Origin of the sequence: Butyrivibrio sp. AE3003, assembly GCF_000686065.1 — a bacterium.
GTDB lineage: Bacteria > Bacillota > Clostridia > Lachnospirales > Lachnospiraceae > Butyrivibrio > Butyrivibrio hungatei_A.
The window spans coordinates 133,253-154,549 of record NZ_JMLX01000001.1; the positions used below are offsets into that span (position 1 = coordinate 133,253).

General features: G+C 41.3%; 21 protein-coding genes. 10 read left to right on the forward strand and 11 right to left on the reverse strand.

The annotated features are described in order from the left end of the window. Positions 1-366: 366 nt before the first annotated feature. Positions 367-567, forward strand: coding sequence for a hypothetical protein (locus CD00_RS20295; RefSeq protein WP_026654154.1), 201 nt, complete (start codon positions 367-369; stop codon positions 565-567). Positions 568-614: 47 nt separating this feature from the next. Here CD00_RS20295 and CD00_RS0100600 read toward each other — a convergent pair whose 3' ends face one another. The 8 genes from CD00_RS0100600 to CD00_RS0100635 form a co-directional block, all read right to left on the reverse strand. Beyond that, positions 615-977, reverse strand: coding sequence for a response regulator (locus tag CD00_RS0100600; protein ID WP_022764589.1), 363 nt, complete (start codon positions 975-977; stop codon positions 615-617). A 177-nt stretch (positions 978-1,154) separates the two neighbouring features. Next, positions 1,155-1,565 (reverse strand): hypothetical protein, encoded by a 411-nt coding sequence (locus CD00_RS18950; RefSeq protein WP_051199050.1) that lies wholly within the window; start codon positions 1,563-1,565, stop codon positions 1,155-1,157. After that, a complete protein-coding gene (locus tag CD00_RS0100610) occupies positions 1,562-2,092 on the reverse strand; it encodes a hypothetical protein (RefSeq protein ID WP_026654155.1) in 531 nt (176 codons plus the stop codon). Before CD00_RS0100610 ends, CD00_RS18950 begins: the two co-directional genes overlap by 4 nt. A 3-nt stretch (positions 2,093-2,095) precedes the next feature. Beyond that, positions 2,096-2,590, reverse strand: coding sequence for a DUF4860 domain-containing protein (locus CD00_RS0100615; RefSeq protein ID WP_026654156.1), 495 nt, complete (start codon positions 2,588-2,590; stop codon positions 2,096-2,098). Between the two features lie 10 nt (positions 2,591-2,600). After that, positions 2,601-2,942 carry a hypothetical protein gene (locus CD00_RS0100620; protein ID WP_026654157.1) on the reverse strand — a complete coding sequence of 114 codons (342 nt, stop codon included), beginning with the start codon at positions 2,940-2,942 and terminating at the stop codon, positions 2,601-2,603. Positions 2,943-2,948: 6 nt separating this feature from the next. Next, a complete protein-coding gene (locus CD00_RS0100625; RefSeq protein ID WP_026654158.1) occupies positions 2,949-4,004 on the reverse strand; it encodes a type II secretion system F family protein in 1,056 nt (351 codons plus the stop codon). Positions 4,005-4,085: 81 nt separating this feature from the next. Continuing rightward, positions 4,086-5,078 (reverse strand): transglutaminase-like domain-containing protein, encoded by a 993-nt coding sequence (locus tag CD00_RS0100630; protein ID WP_026654159.1) that lies wholly within the window; start codon positions 5,076-5,078, stop codon positions 4,086-4,088. After that, positions 5,075-5,815, reverse strand: a complete 741-nt coding sequence (locus tag CD00_RS0100635) for a GGDEF domain-containing protein (RefSeq protein ID WP_026654160.1) — start codon at positions 5,813-5,815, stop codon at positions 5,075-5,077. The genes CD00_RS0100630 and CD00_RS0100635 overlap by 4 nt, the downstream gene beginning before the upstream one ends. 194 nt (positions 5,816-6,009) lie before the next feature. Here CD00_RS0100635 and CD00_RS0100640 point away from each other — a divergent pair, with 194 nt between their 5' ends. Further along, positions 6,010-6,453 carry a hypothetical protein gene (locus tag CD00_RS0100640; RefSeq protein WP_026654161.1) on the forward strand — a complete coding sequence of 148 codons (444 nt, stop codon included), beginning with the start codon at positions 6,010-6,012 and terminating at the stop codon, positions 6,451-6,453. Between the two features lie 164 nt (positions 6,454-6,617). Here CD00_RS0100640 and CD00_RS0100645 read toward each other — a convergent pair whose 3' ends face one another. Continuing rightward, complete coding sequence (locus tag CD00_RS0100645) at positions 6,618-7,436, reverse strand: histidinol-phosphatase HisJ family protein (RefSeq protein WP_026654162.1); 819 nt, start codon at positions 7,434-7,436, stop codon at positions 6,618-6,620. Positions 7,437-7,794: 358 nt separating this feature from the next. Here CD00_RS0100645 and gap point away from each other — a divergent pair, with 358 nt between their 5' ends. From gap to tpiA, 3 genes are all read left to right on the forward strand, one after another. After that, positions 7,795-8,820, forward strand: a complete 1,026-nt coding sequence (gap, locus tag CD00_RS0100650; protein WP_026654163.1) for a type I glyceraldehyde-3-phosphate dehydrogenase — start codon at positions 7,795-7,797, stop codon at positions 8,818-8,820. Positions 8,821-9,141: 321 nt separating this feature from the next. Beyond that, the gene (locus CD00_RS0100655; protein WP_026654164.1) at positions 9,142-10,377 is read left to right on the forward strand and encodes a phosphoglycerate kinase; all 1,236 of its coding nucleotides are present in this window, start codon (positions 9,142-9,144) and stop codon (positions 10,375-10,377) included. A gap of 126 nt (positions 10,378-10,503) precedes the next feature. Next, the gene (gene tpiA / locus CD00_RS0100660; RefSeq protein ID WP_026514949.1) at positions 10,504-11,250 is read left to right on the forward strand and encodes a triose-phosphate isomerase; all 747 of its coding nucleotides are present in this window, start codon (positions 10,504-10,506) and stop codon (positions 11,248-11,250) included. 224 nt (positions 11,251-11,474) lie between these two features. On the opposite strand, the gene CD00_RS16670 is transcribed toward tpiA, so the two are convergent. Next, positions 11,475-12,887 (reverse strand): IS1182 family transposase, encoded by a 1,413-nt coding sequence (locus CD00_RS16670; protein ID WP_185750352.1) that lies wholly within the window; start codon positions 12,885-12,887, stop codon positions 11,475-11,477. Positions 12,888-13,471: 584 nt separating this feature from the next. Between CD00_RS16670 and CD00_RS0100670 the strand changes: the two genes are divergently transcribed. The 3 genes from CD00_RS0100670 (at position 13,472) to CD00_RS0100680 (ending at position 18,053) form a co-directional block, all read left to right on the forward strand. After that, a complete protein-coding gene (locus CD00_RS0100670; RefSeq protein ID WP_026654165.1) occupies positions 13,472-14,929 on the forward strand; it encodes a nitrogenase component 1 in 1,458 nt (485 codons plus the stop codon). Between the two features lie 98 nt (positions 14,930-15,027). Continuing rightward, a complete protein-coding gene (locus CD00_RS0100675) occupies positions 15,028-16,317 on the forward strand; it encodes an IS110 family transposase (RefSeq protein WP_026654089.1) in 1,290 nt (429 codons plus the stop codon). 458 nt (positions 16,318-16,775) lie between these two features. Further along, positions 16,776-18,053, forward strand: coding sequence for a nitrogenase component 1 (locus tag CD00_RS0100680; RefSeq protein ID WP_207640430.1), 1,278 nt, complete (start codon positions 16,776-16,778; stop codon positions 18,051-18,053). A 47-nt stretch (positions 18,054-18,100) separates the two neighbouring features. Here the strand turns inward: CD00_RS0100680 and CD00_RS0100685 are convergent, their stop codons facing one another. Beyond that, the gene (locus tag CD00_RS0100685) at positions 18,101-19,168 is read right to left on the reverse strand and encodes a LacI family DNA-binding transcriptional regulator (RefSeq protein WP_026654167.1); all 1,068 of its coding nucleotides are present in this window, start codon (positions 19,166-19,168) and stop codon (positions 18,101-18,103) included. A gap of 265 nt (positions 19,169-19,433) precedes the next feature. On the opposite strand from CD00_RS0100685, the gene CD00_RS0100690 reads away from it, so the two are divergent. Together CD00_RS0100690 and CD00_RS0100695 are read left to right on the forward strand one after the other, a co-directional pair. Further along, positions 19,434-20,354 carry an ABC transporter permease gene (locus CD00_RS0100690; RefSeq protein ID WP_026654168.1) on the forward strand — a complete coding sequence of 307 codons (921 nt, stop codon included), beginning with the start codon at positions 19,434-19,436 and terminating at the stop codon, positions 20,352-20,354. A gap of 12 nt (positions 20,355-20,366) precedes the next feature. After that, complete coding sequence (locus CD00_RS0100695) at positions 20,367-21,281, forward strand: carbohydrate ABC transporter permease (RefSeq protein WP_026654169.1); 915 nt, start codon at positions 20,367-20,369, stop codon at positions 21,279-21,281. Positions 21,282-21,297 lie beyond the last annotated feature (16 nt).

Below are 21,297 nucleotides of genomic sequence, written 5' to 3' on the forward strand. Positions count from 1 at the left end.
CTGAGTACATGACCCTGAGAGTAAATTTTGCCTTTTTGGACCATGCATATCTGAGGAAAAAGAGGAGAATAAGAGTACAAGATATGACCCTAGGAGCGGAAAATGCCTTCTAGGGTCATACATATCAGAGGAAAAAGAGAAGAATAATAGCGTAAGATATGACCCTAGGAGCAAGAGATGCCTTCTAGGGTCATATACATCAGGAAAAAAGAGAAGAATAATAGCGTAAGATATGACCCTAGGAGCAAAAAATGCCTTCTAGGGTCATACATATCAGGGAAAATAGAGAAGAATTAAAGCAAAAGATATGACCCTAGAAGCAGGAATTGCTTTTTAAGGTCATATATGTCAGGAAAGAATAGGAGAATGAGCGCAAAAAATGTGCAGTTCTCGGACGAGGATGATGATTTTCAAGATGAAGAAATGAAGAGAGCTCGACTGTTTCGAACAACGCTGAGAGGAGAGCTATCTTCATTTATGAATCTTAGAAAATCACACCGCAGACGAAAACAAGCATTTTCAAACGGATACCTTAGGGCTGGGCGTAAGGAAAGGCTGTCACACTAATTAGTGCGACAGCCCCTTTGATTTTACGCTTTGACATTATGTAAATATTATCCGATAGCTTTTTTAACGGCTTCAAGAACACGGTCTGCCTGGAAAGGCTTAACGATGAAGTCCTTAGCACCCGCCTGAATTGATTCGATAACCATCGCCTGCTGACCCATTGCGGAACACATGATACATACAGCGTTAGGATCTGCAGCCTTAATTCCCTTAAGTGCGCCAATTCCATCAAGCTCAGGCATTGTGATATCCAGAGTAACAAGGTCGGGTTTCAACTCATTATATTTCTCGATTGCGACTTTGCCGTTCTCAGCTTCACCCGCAATTTCATATCCATTCTTGGAAAGGATATCCTTAAGCATCATACGCATGAAAGCGGCGTCATCAGTAATGAGTATTCTTTTTCCCATATTGAACCTCCAAAAAGTATTTTTAGTTGCTAAAAAAATTTAAGCAATTTTTTTCAAAATTAAGTAATTCGGTACATAATATATTGTAACACATGATTATGATAAAGCGAGTTAAAACGTTATTTAAAAAATAAAAATTTGATAAAATTTCGTTTTCTAACCGGCTAAACTTATCTGTTACCTTGATTTCATTACCGGCAGAGAGTAGTCATACTCTGTATCATCGTGATTAACGACCTGCCACTGAATTATACTACAAGTATTGTTTGAATTGAAGGATTTTTTTGCACTATTAGCAATTATCGCAATTTCAAGCGATTGTTTGTCGGTTAATGGTATGCTTTCCTTCATTATATCACCTGATATTCCTTTGCGATAGCCCGAATTTACAGCGGTGACAAAAGCATTGCCTTTATGACATGCTTCGTAGTACGCAAGTTGTCTGTCGGACAGATTTTTACTTAAGTTGTAATCCGCTTTCGCATTTACGAGCGTAAGCGTTGCAAATGAGATAAGACACAAAACGGAAAAAACCAGAAGAATAGAGGCTGTTCCGATATTTATGCCGTGTTTACCTTTCTTTTTCACTTGGACTCCTTTTGGCTGAGCGGTGTGTCAACCGAATAACTAACTATTATGAGATCTTGGTCGTTTGGAATCGAAGAAATTACTTCATCGGTTTCCTTAACATTAAGTATTGCCACGTTACCTTTAATCACTTTTCCGGAATATGTGGATCCGTAGTCTTTGACATCAGAGTAAACTGAAGAAGCATCTGCCTTTTCAGCCACCAGCAGAGCCTCATATGAGGCGCCTGAGTGAGCTTCCTGCAATACATTCCATTCTTTGTCGAAAAAGAGAATTACGGCGTCTTCAGTGACGTATGCGTAGGGGTATAGTTCTGCAATCTTTGAAACGTCGCCGTTGCTTTCGTAAAAAGCTTCCGCAAGGTTCTGGGACCAGATTGTTGCATTGCTGAGTGCGGTGGACTTTTCCGTAAGTTTGTGCGCGCCGACGAAGAGTCTTATAGAAACCGCTGCGGCGAGGGAAAAGAAAAATACCGCTATTATAAGTTCCATCAGGAACAAGCTTGTTCTCGAATTATTTTCAGGCATCGTTTATTCCTCACTGACACTTTTTGTTTTGACAAGAAATGATTCTTCCGTTCCATCTTTTAAAATAACGTAGACGGAAAGGGTGTCATCTCCTACATATTCGATATCAAACTTGGTCAGTTCAAGTATCTTTTGTCCTGTCTGGGGATAAAGGTCTTTGAGTTCATCCATGGCAAAGAGCTCCATGAGATTGCCTTCGTAGTCATATATGTAGGTGTTGTAAAGAATGCCGTCTTCCTCGTTCTGCAGAACAAGAGCATTCTGATCGAATATTTTTTTTATAAAAATTCCGCCATTTACGTCGGACTGTCTGACCTTTTCCGTTATGTACGCACAGGCAGTGCGCTTGTGGTAATTGTCATCAACAGCAGTGACATTCTTCTGATATATATTCGCACCTATGGTTATAACGCTGAGTGCGGAAAAGATAAAAAGAAACATCAGACATATAACGAAGACCATGTCTATGATGTGACTTCTTGTTCCTTCAAAATCCATAATAGTTCCTCTATCGTACTTTGATAACTGTTACATCCGGGTACATGTTCGATGCGATTGGCTGGTAGTCGACAAAAAAAGTAGATTCGTCGTAAACAAGACCGTAGTGTTCTTCGATGTATGAAAGACTGGGGGGATACCTGCCTTCAATCGAATAACACTGAACAATGTCTCTGTTGATCGCATTTTCAAGTGAAGTTTGCTGCTTCTCGATCGTGTTTCTTCCCGATGCGTCGATCGCAATGTAAAAAAGGATACATATTGCGATGAGTATCACAAGCGAAGACCATCTGTAAAAAGTATCCGAAATATGTGAAAATATGCCGTTTTTAGCTTCAAATCTGTTTGTCATAATACTTTATCCAATATTTGTCATAATTCCCATCAGAGGAAGAATTACTGACATTAGAATCATTCCTACGATAACTGAAAGGATTATTACGAGCGTCGGTTCCAAAACTGAGATGAGAGAGTAGATTCTTCTTCCCGTGTCTCTTTCGTATCTCTCTGCGACCTGTTTCATGGCCTTGTCCATCGATCCTGATTTAAAGCCTACCAATATCATCTGAGCATAAAAAGAAGAGAATATCGAAGCTTTTTCAAGTGCTTCGGGGAAGCTGTCGCCGTCAATAAGGAAATTTCTGCATTCCTCGATCTTATCCTTCATCTCCTTGCTCTCAACAAGTTTTTTTACAAGTAAAAGAGCTTCGAAAGTATCGATACCGCTTGAAAGAGTGAGCACCATTCCGCTTGCGAAACGCTCGCTTTCAAGTTCCTGCATAAGTCTTCTTGTGGGCGCGAATTTGATCATGAACTTTTTGAAGTTCCTTTTTCCGCTCGGAGTAAGAGAGAAGTAGAGGAACAGCATGGCTATTATCACAAGCAGTATTACAAGGGCAAAAGAGTATTTGTTCAAAAGATTTCCCAGATTCAAAAGCGACTGTGAGAAACCACTCATTCCTGTGCCGAGCTGTGCAAATACCTGCTCAAATATCGGGAGAACTTTGGCAACAAGGACAGTTACGATGACCATCATCATAAAGATCATGATGAGAGGGTAGCTGATTGCATTTTTTACGCTCTCCTGAATGGAGTCTTCCCTTTCGTAGTAATCGGCAAGTGAATCCATAACTACGTCCATGTTTCCTGAAGTTTCACCGATCGTTACCATATGTACCACGTAATCGGGAAAAACATTGCTCATGGCAAGAGCTATGTGGAATTTTTCGCCGCTTCGCAAAGTTTGGCTGATACTTCCAAGAATCTTTTTTGCCGAATTGTCTTTGGAATCCTCTGTCAGAATATCGATTCCGTCTGCGGGAGCGATGCCTGCTTTTATAAGAAGAGCCATCTGCCTGCAAAAGCTTGCAATCTCATAACTGCTGAGACTTTTTTGTTTGTCTGTTTTTTTCATGGTGCCTCCGAAGAAAAATAATATGGTACGGGTGAAAGATTTCACCCAAGAAAACACTGGTCTAATCAGCGCTTTCCTATATCAATAAACGTATTTAACAGAGTAATTGGATCCGTCTCCGATAAAGTTTTCGAGCTTTCTCTCTTCCGTATTTGATGCAAAAGTGGGATCGAGAAGTGACCAGTCTTTTCCGTCAAATTCGATCATTCCGTTTACCCAGCCTACATCTTTTATATAAGTGCTGAGCCATGCATGATAAGCGGTTCCTGCATAGCCGACTTCCATCTTTGTCGGGATGTTCTGGCTTCGAAGCATCGCAGCCATAAGCGAAGCGTAGTCGAGACAGATTCCTTTCTGGGTTATGAGAATCTCGTCAAGGTCGGGAAGATAGCCACTTTGTACGGTTTCGGCTTCTTCATAGTCGTAAGTGATATTTTCTATCATAAAGTTATATACTTCTGCAACGACCTCGATGTCTGAATTGCAAGGATAAGCAAGTGCCGCACCTTTTCTGACAGCCAGAGAGTCGGGAGCGAAGTTGATGAACTGATTTGGATACAAGAAAGGCTTATATCCGTTTGAAAGAGTTATATCTATCGGGAACGAGAACACCATTGAATACTTGGTCTCTGTGATGTTCTCATATACATTTATCATGTACTGCCCGTTTCCTGCCTGAAGAGGGAAGACCTCGCCGTCTTTTGAATTGCTTGAGATGTCGTAAGTATAGGTAACCGTGTCCGGGCCTGTGATCTGAAGCTTAACTTTGGGAGAACTTCCTTTATAAGTCACGAAAATATAGCCCTCAGACATGTTTGAATAGTCGATACGGGCATATTCGTTCTCAAATGTATCGGTTCCGGGAGCTGTAGGGACAAGGCAAAGAGGCGTGTTGTCGCGACTTCCCCTTACGGTCTCATCAATCTGCGCATCTTTTTTGTGGCCGGCTCTGTCAAGGAGTGTTACGCCGTGTTTGGAGCCGCATGATGTGAGAAATAAAACCGAGCAGGTGAAAAGACAGATTAAAGAGAATATACGATTTTTAAAAAAGCTTTTTTCAATCATAATTTTCATGAGAGTATTTGTGGTGCATCCTTAAGTTTCTTATAGGCAAAAGAGATTAGTTCGGACATTACGGATCTCTTTTCGTTAGAGTTGAGTACGCATGCGTATGCTATCTCAAGAGGTGTTCCGACAGCCATCTCGTTGTAGCCGCGGATTCTTTTTGTGAGATCTGAAAGGAACATATCGCAGTCGGTGTCCGAACAATTTTCAATCAGAATAATAAATTCATTTCCGCCGTTTCTTCCGACATAACCATATTTTTCGCCGACATCCTCAAGAATAAAACAAAACTCGGTAATTAGGTTGTTGCCGTTATCATGACTTGTTGTCTGATTTACGGTCGGAAGATTATTTATTTTCATAACAACAAAGCCGACCCCGGGGAGTCGTTCCGAACCATTGAAACTTTCAAACAGAAGGTCGCAACTGAATCTGTTGGGAAGTCCCGTGAGCCTGTCGAGGTAGGCAAGTCTGTTTAGTCTGTAGCCGATATTTGTAGTCTTTTTTAATATATAAAAGTCTATTATAACGGAAATAAATACCATTAAAACAAAGATTAAGACAGATAGCAAGAGCCTTTGCGAAGTTTTGTCCTTGGAAAACGTCATTTTTAAGAGGTCTGTTCGACAATAAAATGCCAGAATCGCAGTAACAACGCATAAACAGCAAAGAGTAACAGACTTGTACATGAATATGAAATTATATACGTTAGTTTGTTTACCTCTGGTGTAGAATTCTTCCCTCATATAGCCTCCAAAGCTTCGCGCGGGTGCATCGAGAAAAGAAAGGAATCGGTAATCTTCACTGGCGATACAGAGAAAATATCCATTCTTTCTAAACGATACATCAATATCATGTATATTTTACTATATTTCGTTCATCTTATAAACAAAAACTTCCACATCACTTGTGGCAGGCAGAAGCACTTGCTATAAGCTTATTGAATATTTGGACAGAGAATCTGCTTGGTTTTACCCTGTCTCTTTTCAGCTTATTGAATATTTGGACAGAGAATCTGCTTGGTTTTACTCTGTCTCTTTTCGGCTTATTGAATATTTGGACAGAGAATCTGCTTGGTTTTACCCTGTCTTTTTTCGGCTTATTGAATATTTGGACAGAGAATCTGCTTGGCTTTACCCTGTCTCTTTTCAGCTTATTGAATATTTGGACAGAGAATCTGCTTGGCTTTACCCTGTCGCTTTTCGGCTTAGTACATATTTGGACAGAGAATACGCTTGGTTTTACCCTGTCGCTTTTCGGCTTATTGAATATTTGGACAGAGAATACGCTTGGTTTTACCCTGTCGCTTTTCGGCTTAGTACATATTTGGACAGAGAATCTGCTTGGTTTACCCCTGTCTCTTTTTCACTTATTAAGTATTTAGACAGGGCTCTTCACAGATATAACAATGACTTTATAAACTACTATGAATGCTTTGCAAGATTTTTTTAGTATAATTGGGGGAAACTTTGGGAATCAGTTGCATTTGGCGTGAAAAAGCACCGCCCACGCAGTGCTACAAAGCTGCAGGCGGTGCAAGAAGTTTTTTTATAATTTATGGAATGTAGGTTTCAGTCTTTCGAAAGTACAGTATTCGTCGAAGCCGCATTTTTTTGCAATGATACTTGCCTTCTCAAATGCGCCGGCAACGCCTTCGGGATTATGAGCATCGGAGCCGATGGTGATTATCTTTCCGCCAAGTTCTTTGTATCTTTTTAAGACATTGGGACTTGGATTGGTGGGGCCACCGGTTCTGAAAAGACGGCTGGTGTTAAAGTCGAGGCCTTTGTCGCTTTTTATAAGATGAATCAAGATGGCGTCGATTATGTCGGAATAAGCTTCATATGAATACGGATTGCTCCCTTCGGGTGCGTAGCGGGCGAGATAGTCGAGGTGCCCGAGGACGCAGTAGTCATCAAAGAGTTTTAAGTTTTCAAGCGTAAGTTCAAAGTAGTGCCTGAAAACTTCTTTTACATCAAGGCCTTCCCAGAATTCAGGGTAGTAGGGATCTTGCCCGTCAATAAGATGCATGGATGCGATGACGAAGTCAAAAGATTCCGAGCGGACATAGGCTGTGTTTTCTTTGGCTATATGATCCTGCATGCCTACTTCAACACCGAATTTTATAGAAATCTTGTCTTTGTACATCTCCTTATACTTATATAGCTCTTTTTTGTAAGGAGGAGTGTCCAATAAAAAATAATCTTTCGGGGTGTCTTCGGTTATCGGATAGTCCATGTCCATGTGGTCGGTAAAACAGATTTCTTCAAGGCCTTTGTTTATGGCACTTTTGATCATGTCTTCCATGGGTGCTTCGCTGTCGCCCGAATTGTGAGTGTGTAAATGGTAGTCTGCCGGTAAGATCATATGGGGTTCTCCGTGATTTATTAAATGATGAATGTACGCATTTTTGACTTTTTGTATCTATAATATGATATGCGAATTGCTCCATGACTGACGTCATTCTCGCAATTCTACAATCATTCGGAAACCGCGGATTTGCAAAGCAAATCGCTAATTCCTCATGATTGTTAGGGTCAAAAGGTCAAAAAGCTTAACATGCAAGCATGTACGCATTTTTGACTTTTTGACACCTATATCATAATATTCTTACTTGATTTATGCTACATTTTTTATTAGAATTAGAGTTGCTGATAAAAAATTATCAATAAGTGTGATATTAAGCAGCAATTAAATATTATATTCATTTTAGGAGGAACTTAAAATGGCAGTTAAAGTAGCAATCAATGGTTTTGGTCGTATCGGACGTCTTGCTTTCAGACAGATGTTTGAGCATGAAGGAACAGAGATCGTAGCAATCAACGATCTTACAGATCCTAAGATGCTTGCTCATCTTCTTAAGTATGATTCATCACAGGGCAAGTACAAGTATGCTGATAAGGTTTCTTACAGCGAGAATTCAATCACAGTTAATGGCAAGGAAATCACAATCTACAAAGAGGCAGATGCTAAGAACCTTCCTTGGGGCAAGATTGGTGTAGACGTTGTTCTTGAGTGTACAGGTTTCTACACATCAAAGGCTAAGGCACAGGCTCATATCGATGCCGGTGCTAAGAAGGTAGTTATTTCTGCTCCTGCAGGAAATGATCTTCCTACTATCGTATACAATGTTAACCACGAGACACTTACAGCAGATGACAACATCATCTCAGCTGCATCATGTACAACAAACTGCCTTGCACCTATGGCTAAGGCTCTTAACGATTTCGCACCTATCCAGTCTGGTATCATGGCAACAATCCATGCTTACACAGGTGATCAGATGATCCTTGACGGACCTCAGAGAAAGGGTGACCTTAGAAGAGCACGTGCAGGCGCTGTTAACATCGTTCCTAACTCAACAGGTGCTGCAAAGGCTATCGGCCTTGTTATCCCTGAACTTAACGGAAAGCTCATCGGAGCTGCTCAGAGAGTTCCTGTTCCTACAGGTTCAACAACTCTTCTTTTCGCAGTTGTTAAGTCAAGCACAGAGGTAACTAAGGAAGCTATCAACGAGGCTATGAAGAAGGCTTCTGATCCTGAGACATTCGGATACAACGAGGATGAAATCGTTTCATCTGATATCGTTGGAATGACATATGGTTCACTCTTCGATGCAACACAGACAATGGTTAACAAGATTGGTGATGATCTCTATGAAGTTCAGGTTGTTTCATGGTATGACAACGAGAACTCATACACATCACAGATGGTTCGTACAATCAAGTACTTCGAGAAGTTCGTTAAGTAATCACTTGACGAGGTTTTGTCGAGTCTAGTGTACTACTTAGTTCGATCGAGCACCTTCGGTGCGAGAGTCGAACCTCCTTGTGAAAACTCGCGGGGAGCAAGTAGAACCTAATAGAAACCATTAAGAGGGTCCGGTCCGTTTGGACCAGGCCCTCTATTTTATTGAATAGGAAATTTCTTTGAAATTCCCTATTCAATAAAAACGCTCCGCTATGGATGCGCAACTCGCGGAAATGAAATTATTGCTTACGCAATCCGCTCGTGCGCGAAAGAGTCGCAAGCGACTCTTTATCATCAATTTTTATTACAAAGGAGAACAAAAATGAGTCTTAATAAGAAATCAGTAGACGATATTAACGTAAAGGGCAGACGCGTACTTGTTCGTTGCGACTTCAACGTTCCTCTCAAGAACGGTGAGATCACAGACGAGACAAGAGTAGTAGCAGCTCTTCCTACAATCAACAAGCTTATAAAGGATGGTGGCAAGGTTATTCTTTGCTCACACCTTGGAAAAGTAAAGAACGGCCCTAACGAGGGTGAGTCACTTGCACCTGTTGCAAAGAGACTTTCTGAAAAGCTCGGCAAAGAGGTTAAGTTCATTTCTGATTACAACGTAACAGGCGCTGATGCAACAGCAGCTGTAGAAGCTATGAACGAGGGAGATGTTGTTCTTCTTCAGAATACTCGTTTCAGAGGCAAGGAAGAGACAAAGCCCGAAGAGGCAGGCGATGCTTTTGCAAAAGAGCTCGCAGAGCTTGCTGATGACTATGTATGCGATGCTTTCGGATCAGCTCACAGAGCACACGCTTCTGTAGCAGGCGTTACAAAGTTCATCACAGAGAAGGGCGGAAACAACGCAGTTGGATACCTCATGCAGAAGGAAATCGATTTCCTCGGAAATGCAGTTGAGAACCCTGTAAGACCTTTCGTAGCTATACTTGGTGGTGCTAAGGTTGCTGATAAGCTCAACGTTATCAATAACCTCATCGAGAAGTGCGATACACTTATCATCGGTGGTGGTATGGCATTCACATTCCTCAAGGCTCAGGGCTATGAGGTTGGTAAGTCTCTTGTAGACGATACAAAGCTTGATTATTGTAAGGAAATGCTTGAGAAGGCTAAGGCTAACGGCAAGCAGCTTCTTCTTCCCATCGATACTGTAGTTTCAGCAGGATTCCCTGATCCTATCGATAACCCCAGCATCGAGACAGAAATCGTTCCTTCAAATCAGATTCCTGCTGATAAGGAAGGTCTTGATATCGGTCTTAAGACACGTGACCTCTTCGCTGATGCTGTTAAGTCAGCTAAGACAGTTGTTTGGAACGGACCTATGGGTGTATTCGAGAACCCTGTTCTTGCAGAGGGAACAAAGTCAGTAGCTAAGGCTCTTGCAGAGACAACAGCTACAACAATCATCGGTGGTGGTGACAGTGCAGCAGCTGTTAATCAGCTTGGCTTCGCTGACAAGATGAGCCACATCTCAACAGGTGGTGGTGCTTCTCTTGAGTTCCTTGAGGGTAAGGCGCTTCCCGGTGTAGTAGCAGCTGATGATAAGTGAGACTCCGACGAGGTTTTTTCGAGTCGGTAGTTCGAACTTAGTTCTGGCGAGCACCGATAGGTGCGAGAGCAGAACTTCCTTGTGAAAATCAAGAAGTAAATATTACAAAATATAGAGGTGGAAAACATGGCACGTAGAAGAATAATCGCCGGAAACTGGAAGATGAACAAGACTCCAAGCGAGGCAGTAGCTCTTTGTGAAGAGCTCAAGGATCTTGTAAAGAATGATGATGTAGACGTAGTTTACTGCGTACCTGCAATCGATATTGTACCCGTAGTTAACGCTGTTAAGGGCACAAACGTACACGTTGGTGCAGAGAATTTTTATATCGTAGACAGCGGTGCATTCACAGGTGAGATTTCAGCACCCATGCTTAAGGATGCAGGTGTAGAGTACATCATTATCGGACATTCAGAGAGAAGAGATATCTTCGGAGAGAACGATATCCTTATCAACCAGAAAGTAAAGAAAGCATTTGCTTCAGGTCTTACACCTATCCTTTGCTGCGGTGAGTCACTTGCACTTCGTAAGGCTGACACATACAAAGAGTGGATCGAGAGACAGATCACATGGGATCTTGACGGCGTAACAGCTGATCAGGTTAAGAAGCTTGTTATCGCTTACGAGCCTATCTGGGCAATCGGAACAGGCGAGACAGCTACAGCAGATCAGGCTGAGGAAGTATGTAAGCTTATCCGTGAGCTTATTGCTAAGCTTTACGATCAGGCAACAGCTGATGAGGTTCGCATCCAGTACGGCGGATCTATGAATGCAGGAAACGCTGCTGAGCTTCTTTCAAAGCCCAACATCGACGGCGGACTTATCGGCGGAGCAAGCCTTAAGGCTGACTTCGGAAAAATTGTTAATGCATAATGTACTACTTTGTTCCGGCGAGCACCTTTGGTGCGAGAGCAGAACATCCAATTTTACGGAATAAACTGCCATTATTGTAAAATTTATAGGCGACGCAAAAGATGATTTCATCTTTTGCGTCGCTTCAGACTGTAGACAAAGTGGTCTTGAGAGCATAGCTCTCAAGGCCATTTTTCATCTTATGATGACGTTTTTATAATAAATATGGTCATAAACGGCCCTTATCAGGCCATTTCTAACCGCCATTCATGCTTGATTCTTGCAAGTTTTTTCAGATTCATACACGCAAAAGTAAGCGCGACCTTCATTTCCATCCGCGCCTTGCCATACATCTGTGTATATCTGAATCCGTGGTTTTCTTTGGCGGTCCCAAAAATTCTTTCTATTGTTTCTTTGCGATGTGAATAAAGATCTTTCATTCCCTCTGTGTATCTGATATCATCGCATACTTCCATGTAGTCTTCCCAGATATGACGAGTAATCATCTTTACATGGTTCTTGCTAAGAGTACATTGCTCAAGGTAAGGGCAGCTTTCACATACCTTTCCGCAGCTCTTGTATTCTCTATATCCATCACGGTTTGTTGTGGCATACTCCAGAACCTGATTGTTAGGGCAAACATAACAGTCATTGTATTCATCGTATGCATACTCGGATTTTCTAAAAAATCCTTTCTTCGTCATTGGACGTTTGTAAGGAAGAAGCGGTTTGATGCCGTCATCTATGAGAAGCTTAGCTATGGCTGGTGTCTTATAGCCTGCATCTGCAACGATGGTTTCAACACCGATATCCTTGATCTTGTCGTAGAGTCCTTTGAATGTACGGCTGTCATGCTCGTTGCCAGGATTGACTGTATAATCAAGGATCCATCCATTCCTATCGCAGGCCGTTTCAATCCCGTATGCGAATACATTCTTGTGTTCACCTTTTCTGAACCATCCACTATCAGGATCAGTAGTGCTGCACCTTACTTTCTTTGTATCCTTAGGCACATCGTCTGTGTAATCACTGAAATCATCATGACCACCGGTACCTTTATCATTGTCATCATCCTTGTCTTTTAGAGGCTTCTTACCATGCTCGGCACGGTCTTCATTTATCTCTTTCTTAAGCATTTCCTCGTAGAACAATGCTTCCTGCTTTGCTAGTTTATGTTGCATCTTTCTGTTATTGGCCCTGGCTTTTACATGAGTAGCATCTACAAATACAGCAGTAGGATCAACAAGCTTGAAGCGGTAACAGTCTTCAAGAATACGCTGGAAAATCTGCTCAAAGAGATCTGTATCTTTAAATCGTCTTGTATAGTTCTTTCCAAATGTTGAGAAATGTGGGACTGGTTCGTTAAGCTTTAAGCCTAAGAACCATCTGTATGCAACGTTAACTTCTATTTCTTTGATAGTCTGTCGCATGCTACGGATTCCGTATAAATACTGGATGAATGGGATTTTAATGAGAGTGACAGGATCCATGCTGGGCCTGCCCATGTCTGATGAATACTTATCTTCAACGAGGTCATATATAAATGACCAGTCAATGGCTTTATCGATAAGACGAAGCATGTGGTCCTGTGGAACTAGGTCATCCATGCTCACAAACTGCATCTGTTCACGATTTCTTTCAGTATTAGAAGTCATCATAAAAGCAATCCCCATCCCCAACTTTTTATACTTCTATTATACCAGAAAAAGTGTCACAATCCCAGATAAATACTGGGTTTGTGACACTTTTGCAAAGAAAAATCCACGGCATATGCCGTGGACTTTGTCTACAGTCTGAGGCGACGCAAAAGATGATTTCATCTTTTGCGTCGCTTTTTACTTTAAAGATATTTCTTCAAATTTCAGGAAAATTGACTAAGAGATAGGGAAAGCAATGCTTTAGTCAACGCGTCAAGGAAATTTGTCTTAGATTGAGCAGAAGATTACAGGGAAAAGTGCCTAAGAGAGGGTAAAATTAAAGATTTAGTCAATGTAGCAAGAAAATCCATCTTAGATTGAGCAGAAGATTACAGCGAATATTGATCAAAAGTCGGCGAGACATCACACTAAGTGATAACCTCAGCTGATTGGCACTGATAAGTTTTCTCAAATTCTCACGAAAGACATACTATGATAAGATTTGAGCATCACAGAAATGCGATGCTGACCGGAAAGCCGGAGGTGTTATGATATACCTCCGGTTTTTCTATAAAATGTCGGCATCTTTCGGGAGAGGTGAAGAAATGCCAAACATACAGTATTCGGGAGTCAGGGAGAGCATCCCGGGAAGAATAAACGATCTTGGTACAACCGGAAAAGAAGTTGCGGAAAACTACAAAAAGGGATGTCTTAAAAGGGCAGACAGGAGCTTTGCACAGGGACTGCAGTGTCAGCAGATAAACAGTATGGCGGCGCTTATGTCTTTGGAGGATTCTGTCTTTATCTCACATTCTCCGCAGGGGTGTGTCGGATGTGCGATCATGGCGGTAGATATGTACCGTGTCGGACAGATTCACAGAGGAATCAAGGTTGTCAAAAATCCCAGACTTATTGTTACAAATATAGATCAGAAGAGTGTAGTATTTGGCGGTGAGCAGAAGCTTAGAGAGGCTGTTCAGAAAGCAGTCGAGAGATACAATCCGAAGCTTGCGTTTATATATGCTTCCTGCGCATCAGGTATCATTGGAGACGATATTGACGCGATAGCACAGGATCTTCAGACTGATTATCCTGACACTATAATGGTTCCGATACACTGCGAAGGCTTCAAATCTAAAGTTTGTGCGTCCGGGTTTGATGCGGCATTTATTTCGATCAATAAATATATTTTGAAAAAAGAGAAAGTTGAAAAAGAAAAAGGACTCATAAATCTTTTTGCTCCTACGACAGTCAGTTTCGCCGATCAGAAAGAAATGGAGCGAATGATAAATCTTTTGGGTGCAAAGGTCAACTATATTCCTTTTTACAGCTCTCTTGAAAAGATAAAAAGAATCCCTGCAGCGGAGGCTTCGACATCTATCTGTAAAGTATTTGCGGATGAGTTTATGAAGACTCTCTGGGAAGACTACGAGATACCTTATTCACACACCGTAATGCCTATCGGAATAAGAAATACCGATAAGTGGTACAGAGGCATCGCTAAGGTTATCGGCAAGGAAGAGGAAGTTGAGCGGATCATCGCTTCCGAACATAAGAGAATTGAACCGCTTGTGGCGGAACTTAGGGAAAGACTTAAGGGAAAAAGAGTATTCATATGCGGAGGAACAGGAAGGTCTTTTGCGGCAGCAGCTCTTATAGATGATTTTGGCATGGAACTTGTTGGACTTGAAACACCGACCTATGACGCCGATGCGCAGGTTGACATAGAGTACCTTAACGACATTCACAAGAATTTTGTGGTTGATATTGCCAACATGCAGCCTTTTGAGCAGGTTAATCTTTTGAACAAACTTAAACCCGATGCATTTATAGGAGTTCCCGAATGGGCGGCAAAGCTTGGAATTCCGACTACACACGTTCTTGACGGAAAAAGACCTACGATGGGATATGATGGACTTCTTTTTCTTGGAAACAAGATTGCGGATCAGCTTGAAAATCCGGGATTTAACAGGAAACTTGCAAAGCATGTAAAACTCCCTTACAAGGATTCATGGTACAAAGAAAATGCGTTCAAATATATTTTAGGGGGAGCATTCCTGTAATTCATAAATAGCGCCAATTGAATAAAAAAGAACCTCAAGGTAAGATTGAGATGCATCTTGGCGGATGTAACAAAACAATCAGACACCGGAGGTTCCACATGAATTATACACAGAATGAAAAAATCGAACAAGTAACAGATTCAACATTAGTAATCGGTATTGATATCGGAAGCCAGACACATTATGCCAGAGCTTTTGATAACAGAGGCCGAGAGCTTACAAGAAAGGTTTTCTCATTCGGGAATGACATTGAAGGATTCAACACATTTAATCAGTGGGCTGAAAATATAAAGACAGAAAAGAATAAGACCAAAGTTATGATAGGCTGTGAGCCTACGGGTCACTACTGGTTTGCTTTTGCGAAGTATGTAGGTGAACATGATAAGACATTAGTAATGGTCAACCCTTTCTCCGTCAAGAAGATCAAAGAACTGGATGATAACAGCCCTAAGAAAACAGATGCTAAGGATCCAAAGACAATAGCAAAGCTGGTAATAGATGGAAGGTATTCAATTCCATACATGCCAGAAGGCATTTATGCTGAGATAAGAGATTTGGTATACAGCCGTGACAGGATAGTTAAGCAGCATAACATATCTGCTAACAGAATCCAGAGATGGCTTGCAATACACTTCCCTGAGTACTTAGGGATTTACACAAGGTTTGATGCTACAAGTGGTCTGGCGGTGCTTGAAAAAGCACCTTTGCCTAAAGATGTAATAGCGCTTGGAGTAAGTGGGATCAGAAAGATCTGGCATGATAAAAAGATGCGTGGCCGTGGTGTAACTGAAGATAGGGCAAAGACCCTGGTAGAAGCTGCGCACAATAGTGTCGGACTTGATGGTGGAGCCGGAACAAGAAGCGAATTATACATGCTGCTTGAAGAGCACAGGCTTTGGATTTCACAGTTAGAGGCTGTTGAAAAGGCAATTGTACAAACAGTCCTAAAAGTGGATCACGTGGAGAAGTTACTCGCCATTAAAGGAGTAGGGGTAATTACAATAGCAGGATTCATTGCTGAGGTAGGTGATATCAGACGTTTTAAGTCACCTAAACAGATACAGAAATATGCAGGACTTGAGCTTGTAGAAAACAGCTCAGGAAAGCATAAAGGAAGATCTAGGATCAGCAAGCGAGGAAGACGAAAGCTCAGAAGAATACTGTATCAGGTAATGATTCCATTACTTGCCAGTAACAAAGAGTTCAGAGGAATCTATGATTACTACGTTACCAGAGTTAAGAATCCGCTAAAGCGTAGACAGGCAATGATTGCCGTGAGCTGCAAGTTGATCCGTGTATTCTATGCGGTATTAACAAAAGGTATGGATTATGACAGGTTCAAGATGATGTCAGATATCCATCGTAATAGCGAGCTTATAGCCGCTTAAGTAACAACTAGTACTGTAAGCAGGTAAGCGTCCGCCATGATTGGTGCTGTGAAACAGGAATGCAAAAGTATATACAACAGAGTAGAGCCAGTAGCTGCGTTGACATTTTTTATAGGGCTATGACCCTGAGGTGGGAGCATGAGCAGCACCCGACTATGGATAAACAGAACGAAGGAATTTAGGACTCGTCAGAGGACGATGATCCTGGTAGACATGAGAGGTTAGTTACTGTAGGTGAAGAGGGAGAAAAGAAGGCCATCATAAAGAAAAAACAATGACGTTCTTCTTTTTGTACCATTTATCATCAGAAATGGGCTCATAGAAGCCACTTCATATCCAGATAACCCTACTTTGGGATATATATGTAACTCGTAAACCGTTTAACAAATGCCGTATTTACTAGTTTTTTTGTTAAACATCAACAAAAGAAAATAGAGAGAAGATTAATGTCACATATTATGGAAAATCCTAAGGGCGGATGCGTTCTTGCGGGAATCAACGCCGTTCTTGGTGCGATAAACAGAGTCTGCCCGATTTTACATTCAGGCCCCGGATGCTGTATGCAGACAACGGCAGCAGATCAGGGACAGTCGGGACATAAACACTCATGCTTTGTAAGCGGAGTGTCAATCCCGTCAAGCAATATGCTTGAAAAAGAAGTAGTATTCGGCGGAGTTAATAAATTAAGAACAACAATACAGGGCTCGATTGACATAATGGATGCCGACGCTTTTTTTGTCCTGACGGGATGTACCGCAGGTATTATCGGAGATGATATCGAAAGCGTCACAAGTAAATTCAGGGAAGAAGGTCACGAAGTCTATGCGATTGATACGCCCGGATTTGCAGGCGACAGTAACCTCGGGTATGAGGTGATCTGGAATACGTTTATAGACAAGGTTATTGAAAAAGATGTTCCAAAGGACGATAAGCTTGTGAATATCTTTGGAATTGTGCCCTACCACGATCCGTTCTGGAGCGGCACGCTTGAAGAGATCGATAGGATTCTTTCGAAGCTCGGACTTAAGGTCAATACCTTTTTTACCAAACATCAGGGAATTGAAGAAATTAAAAAGAGCTCCGGTGCGGCGCTCAATATCATTGTAAATCCGTGGCTCTTCAACGGGCCTGCCAAGAAGTTTGAGGAGAAATTCGGTGTTCCAAGTATCAGGATTCCGGGACTCTTTGTCGGCGCGACAGATACCACTAATTTTATCAGAACAGTGCAGAAAGCACTTAATCTTGATGAAAAACTTGTAGAGGATGTGATCGAGGCGGAAGAGGACTACGTCTACAGCTATCTGGGACAGTCAATCGGTGTTGTGAGCTGGAAGAGATTTGCTGTTGTTGCAGATGCAAACAGTGCTGTCGGATACACAAGATATCTTGCGAATGATTATAGCTTCACACCTGTTCTGGTGATAGTATCCGAGCCAATCTTCAGACAGGAAGACAAGGACAGGATAGAAAAAGAAATCCGGGACCTTGAATATGCAAAGCCTCCGAAAGTTCTTTTCCTGACGGATCAGTACGAGATCAACAAGGCAATCCGTGAGGAGGAAAAAGAGATAACACTTCTTGTAGGAAGTAGCAACGAGAGAGAAATTGCGCTTGAAAAAGAGATTCAGTTCATCCTCGGCGCATTTCCCATAAATGAAAGGCTTATTTTTAACAGAACCTATGCGGGTTACAGAGGAAGCCTTACATTTACGGAAGATATTTATGATAACAACTGATCAAAAGAATCGTTCTGTTACCGAAGCTATCGGTGGCGGAGCGGTTTTTATTGAGGAAATTTCTTCGAACTTGTTGAATCCCTGTAAATAAGGTCGGTTTCGGTGTATGTGGTACGATAGTTCAGATTGGGCTGTTCTATTCGTGAAATAACAAGATTTGCTGCGGAATATCCGATTATCTGACTGTGAATATGGCTCGTGGATAATGAAGGAGTCATTATCTTTGATTCCGGTGAATCATCAAAGCCAAACAACTTTATATCTTTGGGACATTCAACGCCTATTTTTCTAAGTCCGTACAATAGATCGAGTGCGACAAAGTCATTTGCACAAATAAACATTTCGGGAAGTTCTTTCATTTTTTCAAGAGCCCTAAATAAGTAGTCTTTGTAATCCGAGCCGTGAGGATGTACCTCTGAAAGGCAGTATTTATTTTCAAATGTAAGATTGTTGATATACATTGCTTCTCTAAATGCTATAAAGCGTTCGTAAAAAGAGCGGCAGTGGGTTACCTGTCCGACAAAGCCAATCTTTGTTATGCCTTTTTTGTTCATATCGCTTACTACGCGGTATATATCTGAAAAATTGTCCATCAGTAAAATGTCGGCATTCAATTTACGCCAGTAACTGGCAACCGGAGCGTCTATCATCAGGACGGGGAGGTCGAGATTGCAGATCATTTCACAGTATTGCTGATTAAACATTTCTATACATACGATTGCTCTAGTATTTTCGGGCCTGTATGTTAGTGGGAGACTAAGGTCTTCTATATTGTTGGCATCGACTCTGTGTATGGTGAGACTATATCCCATAAGAGAAATCTCATGCTGAAACTTATCAAGCATAGTTGATGCAAAATGTGAATTATTAAGGAAGTTTCCGGTGAAAAGAGCTATTTCGCCTGAAACTTTATTTTTTGTAAAAGAAGGATTCTTTATATCCGCAATGGAATTGGCATATGAGAACTGTTTATATCCCATTTCCAGTGCTTTCTCAAGAACCTTCTGCCTGGTGGATTCAGCCAGCACGCCGGTATTATTGATTGCTTTGGATACTGTATTTCTGGATAATCCCAGTGCATCGGCTATATCCTGAATAGTAACTTTTGTAGCCATAATTATTCTCCGTTGGTAAAAATGTTGTGCACAAATGTTACATTTGCACATTTAGCACATTTGGATATTAGATTTGCAGCAAATACGAATTTCTGCAATTTCATCCAAGAATACCTAGATTATAAGATGTCAGAGAGAAAGTGTCAAATGTAAATTAAAATTGTGCAAATGACAAAATTAATCTGTTGACATATAAACATATATGTGATAATTTTTACATATACAAAATGAATGTTACAAATGTAAAAGTAATGGAGGAACTAATATGAATGCTAAAACGAAGGATAATACGCTGCATAACACACTCGTATATATCAGGCAGCACTGGCAGTTGTATGTATTCTTTTTAGGACCTGCACTTATACTCACCATTATTTTCAAATATATTCCTATGGGAGGAATCCTGATTGCGTTTCAGAAGTACAACCCATTTAGAGGAATACTTGGAAGTGAGTGGGTAGGACTTAAATATTTTGAACAATTTTTATCCTCGCCGGATTTTATGCAGTACTTGCTGAATACGCTTAAGTTAAGTGTATACGGACTGTTGTGGGGATTCCCGATTCCTATTATCCTGGCACTTCTTCTCAACAGAATAACAAGCAGCAAGATAAAGCAGAAGATTCAGTTGGTCCTGTATATGCCTAACTTCATTTCAGTAATCGTTCTTTGCGGTATGGTAAGGATTTTGCTTTCGGTAACAGGACCTTTCAATATGTTCTTGGGAACAAACATAAACTTCCTTACCATCCCTGCAGCATTCAGACCGATTTACATCATAAGCGGTATCTGGCAGGGCGCGGGATGGGCATCCATCATGTACACTGCGGCACTTTCAAATGCAAGCAATGAGTTAAAAGAGGCGGCACAGATTGACGGAGCAAATATCTGGCAGCAGATCAAAGCGGTTGAATGGCCTGCCATAAAGGATATGGTAGTTATACAGTTCATACTTCAGGCCGGAAATATAATGAGCATCGGATTTGAAAAAGCTTATGCTCTTCAGTCGGATATGAATCTCGCTTCATCGGAGATCATTGCAACTTATGTTTATAAGAAAGGTCTTTTGAATGGTGATTACAGTTATTCTACGGCGGTAGGTCTTTTCAACACGATCATAAATGTAATACTTCTGATAGCAGTCAATAAAGTTGTTGAAAAGCTCAATGACGGTCAGGGATTATAAGGAGAAAGAGAGATGGAAAAAACACTTACAGTTAAGAAAAGTGAGTTCGCAAGAGCTTCCATGGGAGATAAGATCTTCCTTTTGATCGGATATATACTTTTGGGACTATTTGTTGTAGCAATAATCGGACCTGTAGTATACATCGTTATTGCCTCCTTTATGGATCCGATAACACTTCAGAACAAGGGAATTGTCTTTGATATCAGCAAGTGGACCACTACAGCATATGAGAGAGTAATGTCCAATTCCCAGATATGGATTGGATTTGGCAATGCAGTTCTTTACTCGGTCTTATTCAGCGTCATATCGGTATTTATAACTCTTCTTTGTGCATATCCTATGTCCAGAGATGATTTTAAAGGGAAAAAGATATTCAACACAATTTTCATCATAACCATGTTTTTTGGCGGCGGACTTATCCCTACATACCTTCTTATAAGCAACATGGGACTTCTTGACAGCATGTGGGCGATAATACTTCCGAATGCTTTCAGTGTATGGAACATGATAATTGCAAGAACCTATTATAAGGGAGTTCCTAACGAACTTAGGGAGGCAGCCGATGTTGACGGAGCAAATGAACTTGTATTTTTCTTCAAGATCCTGCTTCCGGTGTGCACGCCGCTTATTGCAGTTTTGGTGCTTTGGCAGTTTGTCGGAATGTGGAACAGTTATTTTGACGCAATGATCTATCTTAATTCCGCCGAAAAGCAACCGCTTCAGTTGGTGCTCAGGGCTATCCTCATACAGAACGAGCCCGATCCCGGAATGATCGCAGATATGCAGAGTACCGCACAGAGGGCGCAGCTGGCCGAACTTTTGAAATATGCAACGATAATAGTATCGAGTCTTCCGTTAATAGTGATGTATCCATTCTTCCAGAAATACTTTGATTCCGGAATTATGATCGGATCTGTAAAGGGATGAGAAGAATTGCAGTGGT

Coding starts and splice junctions, on each gene's coding strand:
- CD00_RS20295 (WP_026654154.1), top strand. CDS start 367: ATGAGCGCAAAAAATGTGCAGTTCTCGGACGAGGATGATGATTTTCAA.
- CD00_RS0100600 (WP_022764589.1), bottom strand. CDS start 977: ATGGGAAAAAGAATACTCATTACTGATGACGCCGCTTTCATGCGTATG.
- CD00_RS0100610 (WP_026654155.1), bottom strand. CDS start 2,092: ATGCCTGAAAATAATTCGAGAACAAGCTTGTTCCTGATGGAACTTATA.
- CD00_RS0100615 (WP_026654156.1), bottom strand. CDS start 2,590: ATGGATTTTGAAGGAACAAGAAGTCACATCATAGACATGGTCTTCGTT.
- CD00_RS0100620 (WP_026654157.1), bottom strand. CDS start 2,942: ATGACAAACAGATTTGAAGCTAAAAACGGCATATTTTCACATATTTCG.
- CD00_RS0100625 (WP_026654158.1), bottom strand. CDS start 4,004: ATGAAAAAAACAGACAAACAAAAAAGTCTCAGCAGTTATGAGATTGCA.
- CD00_RS0100630 (WP_026654159.1), bottom strand. CDS start 5,078: ATGAAAATTATGATTGAAAAAAGCTTTTTTAAAAATCGTATATTCTCT.
- CD00_RS0100635 (WP_026654160.1), bottom strand. CDS start 5,815: ATGAGGGAAGAATTCTACACCAGAGGTAAACAAACTAACGTATATAAT.
- CD00_RS0100645 (WP_026654162.1), bottom strand. CDS start 7,436: ATGATCTTACCGGCAGACTACCATTTACACACTCACAATTCGGGCGAC.
- gap (WP_026654163.1), top strand. CDS start 7,795: ATGGCAGTTAAAGTAGCAATCAATGGTTTTGGTCGTATCGGACGTCTT.
- CD00_RS0100655 (WP_026654164.1), top strand. CDS start 9,142: ATGAGTCTTAATAAGAAATCAGTAGACGATATTAACGTAAAGGGCAGA.
- tpiA (WP_026514949.1), top strand. CDS start 10,504: ATGGCACGTAGAAGAATAATCGCCGGAAACTGGAAGATGAACAAGACT.
- CD00_RS16670 (WP_185750352.1), bottom strand. CDS start 12,887: ATGATGACTTCTAATACTGAAAGAAATCGTGAACAGATGCAGTTTGTG.
- CD00_RS0100670 (WP_026654165.1), top strand. CDS start 13,472: ATGCCAAACATACAGTATTCGGGAGTCAGGGAGAGCATCCCGGGAAGA.
- CD00_RS0100675 (WP_026654089.1), top strand. CDS start 15,028: ATGAATTATACACAGAATGAAAAAATCGAACAAGTAACAGATTCAACA.
- CD00_RS0100680 (WP_207640430.1), top strand. CDS start 16,776: ATGGAAAATCCTAAGGGCGGATGCGTTCTTGCGGGAATCAACGCCGTT.
- CD00_RS0100685 (WP_026654167.1), bottom strand. CDS start 19,168: ATGGCTACAAAAGTTACTATTCAGGATATAGCCGATGCACTGGGATTA.
- CD00_RS0100690 (WP_026654168.1), top strand. CDS start 19,434: ATGAATGCTAAAACGAAGGATAATACGCTGCATAACACACTCGTATAT.
- CD00_RS0100695 (WP_026654169.1), top strand. CDS start 20,367: ATGGAAAAAACACTTACAGTTAAGAAAAGTGAGTTCGCAAGAGCTTCC.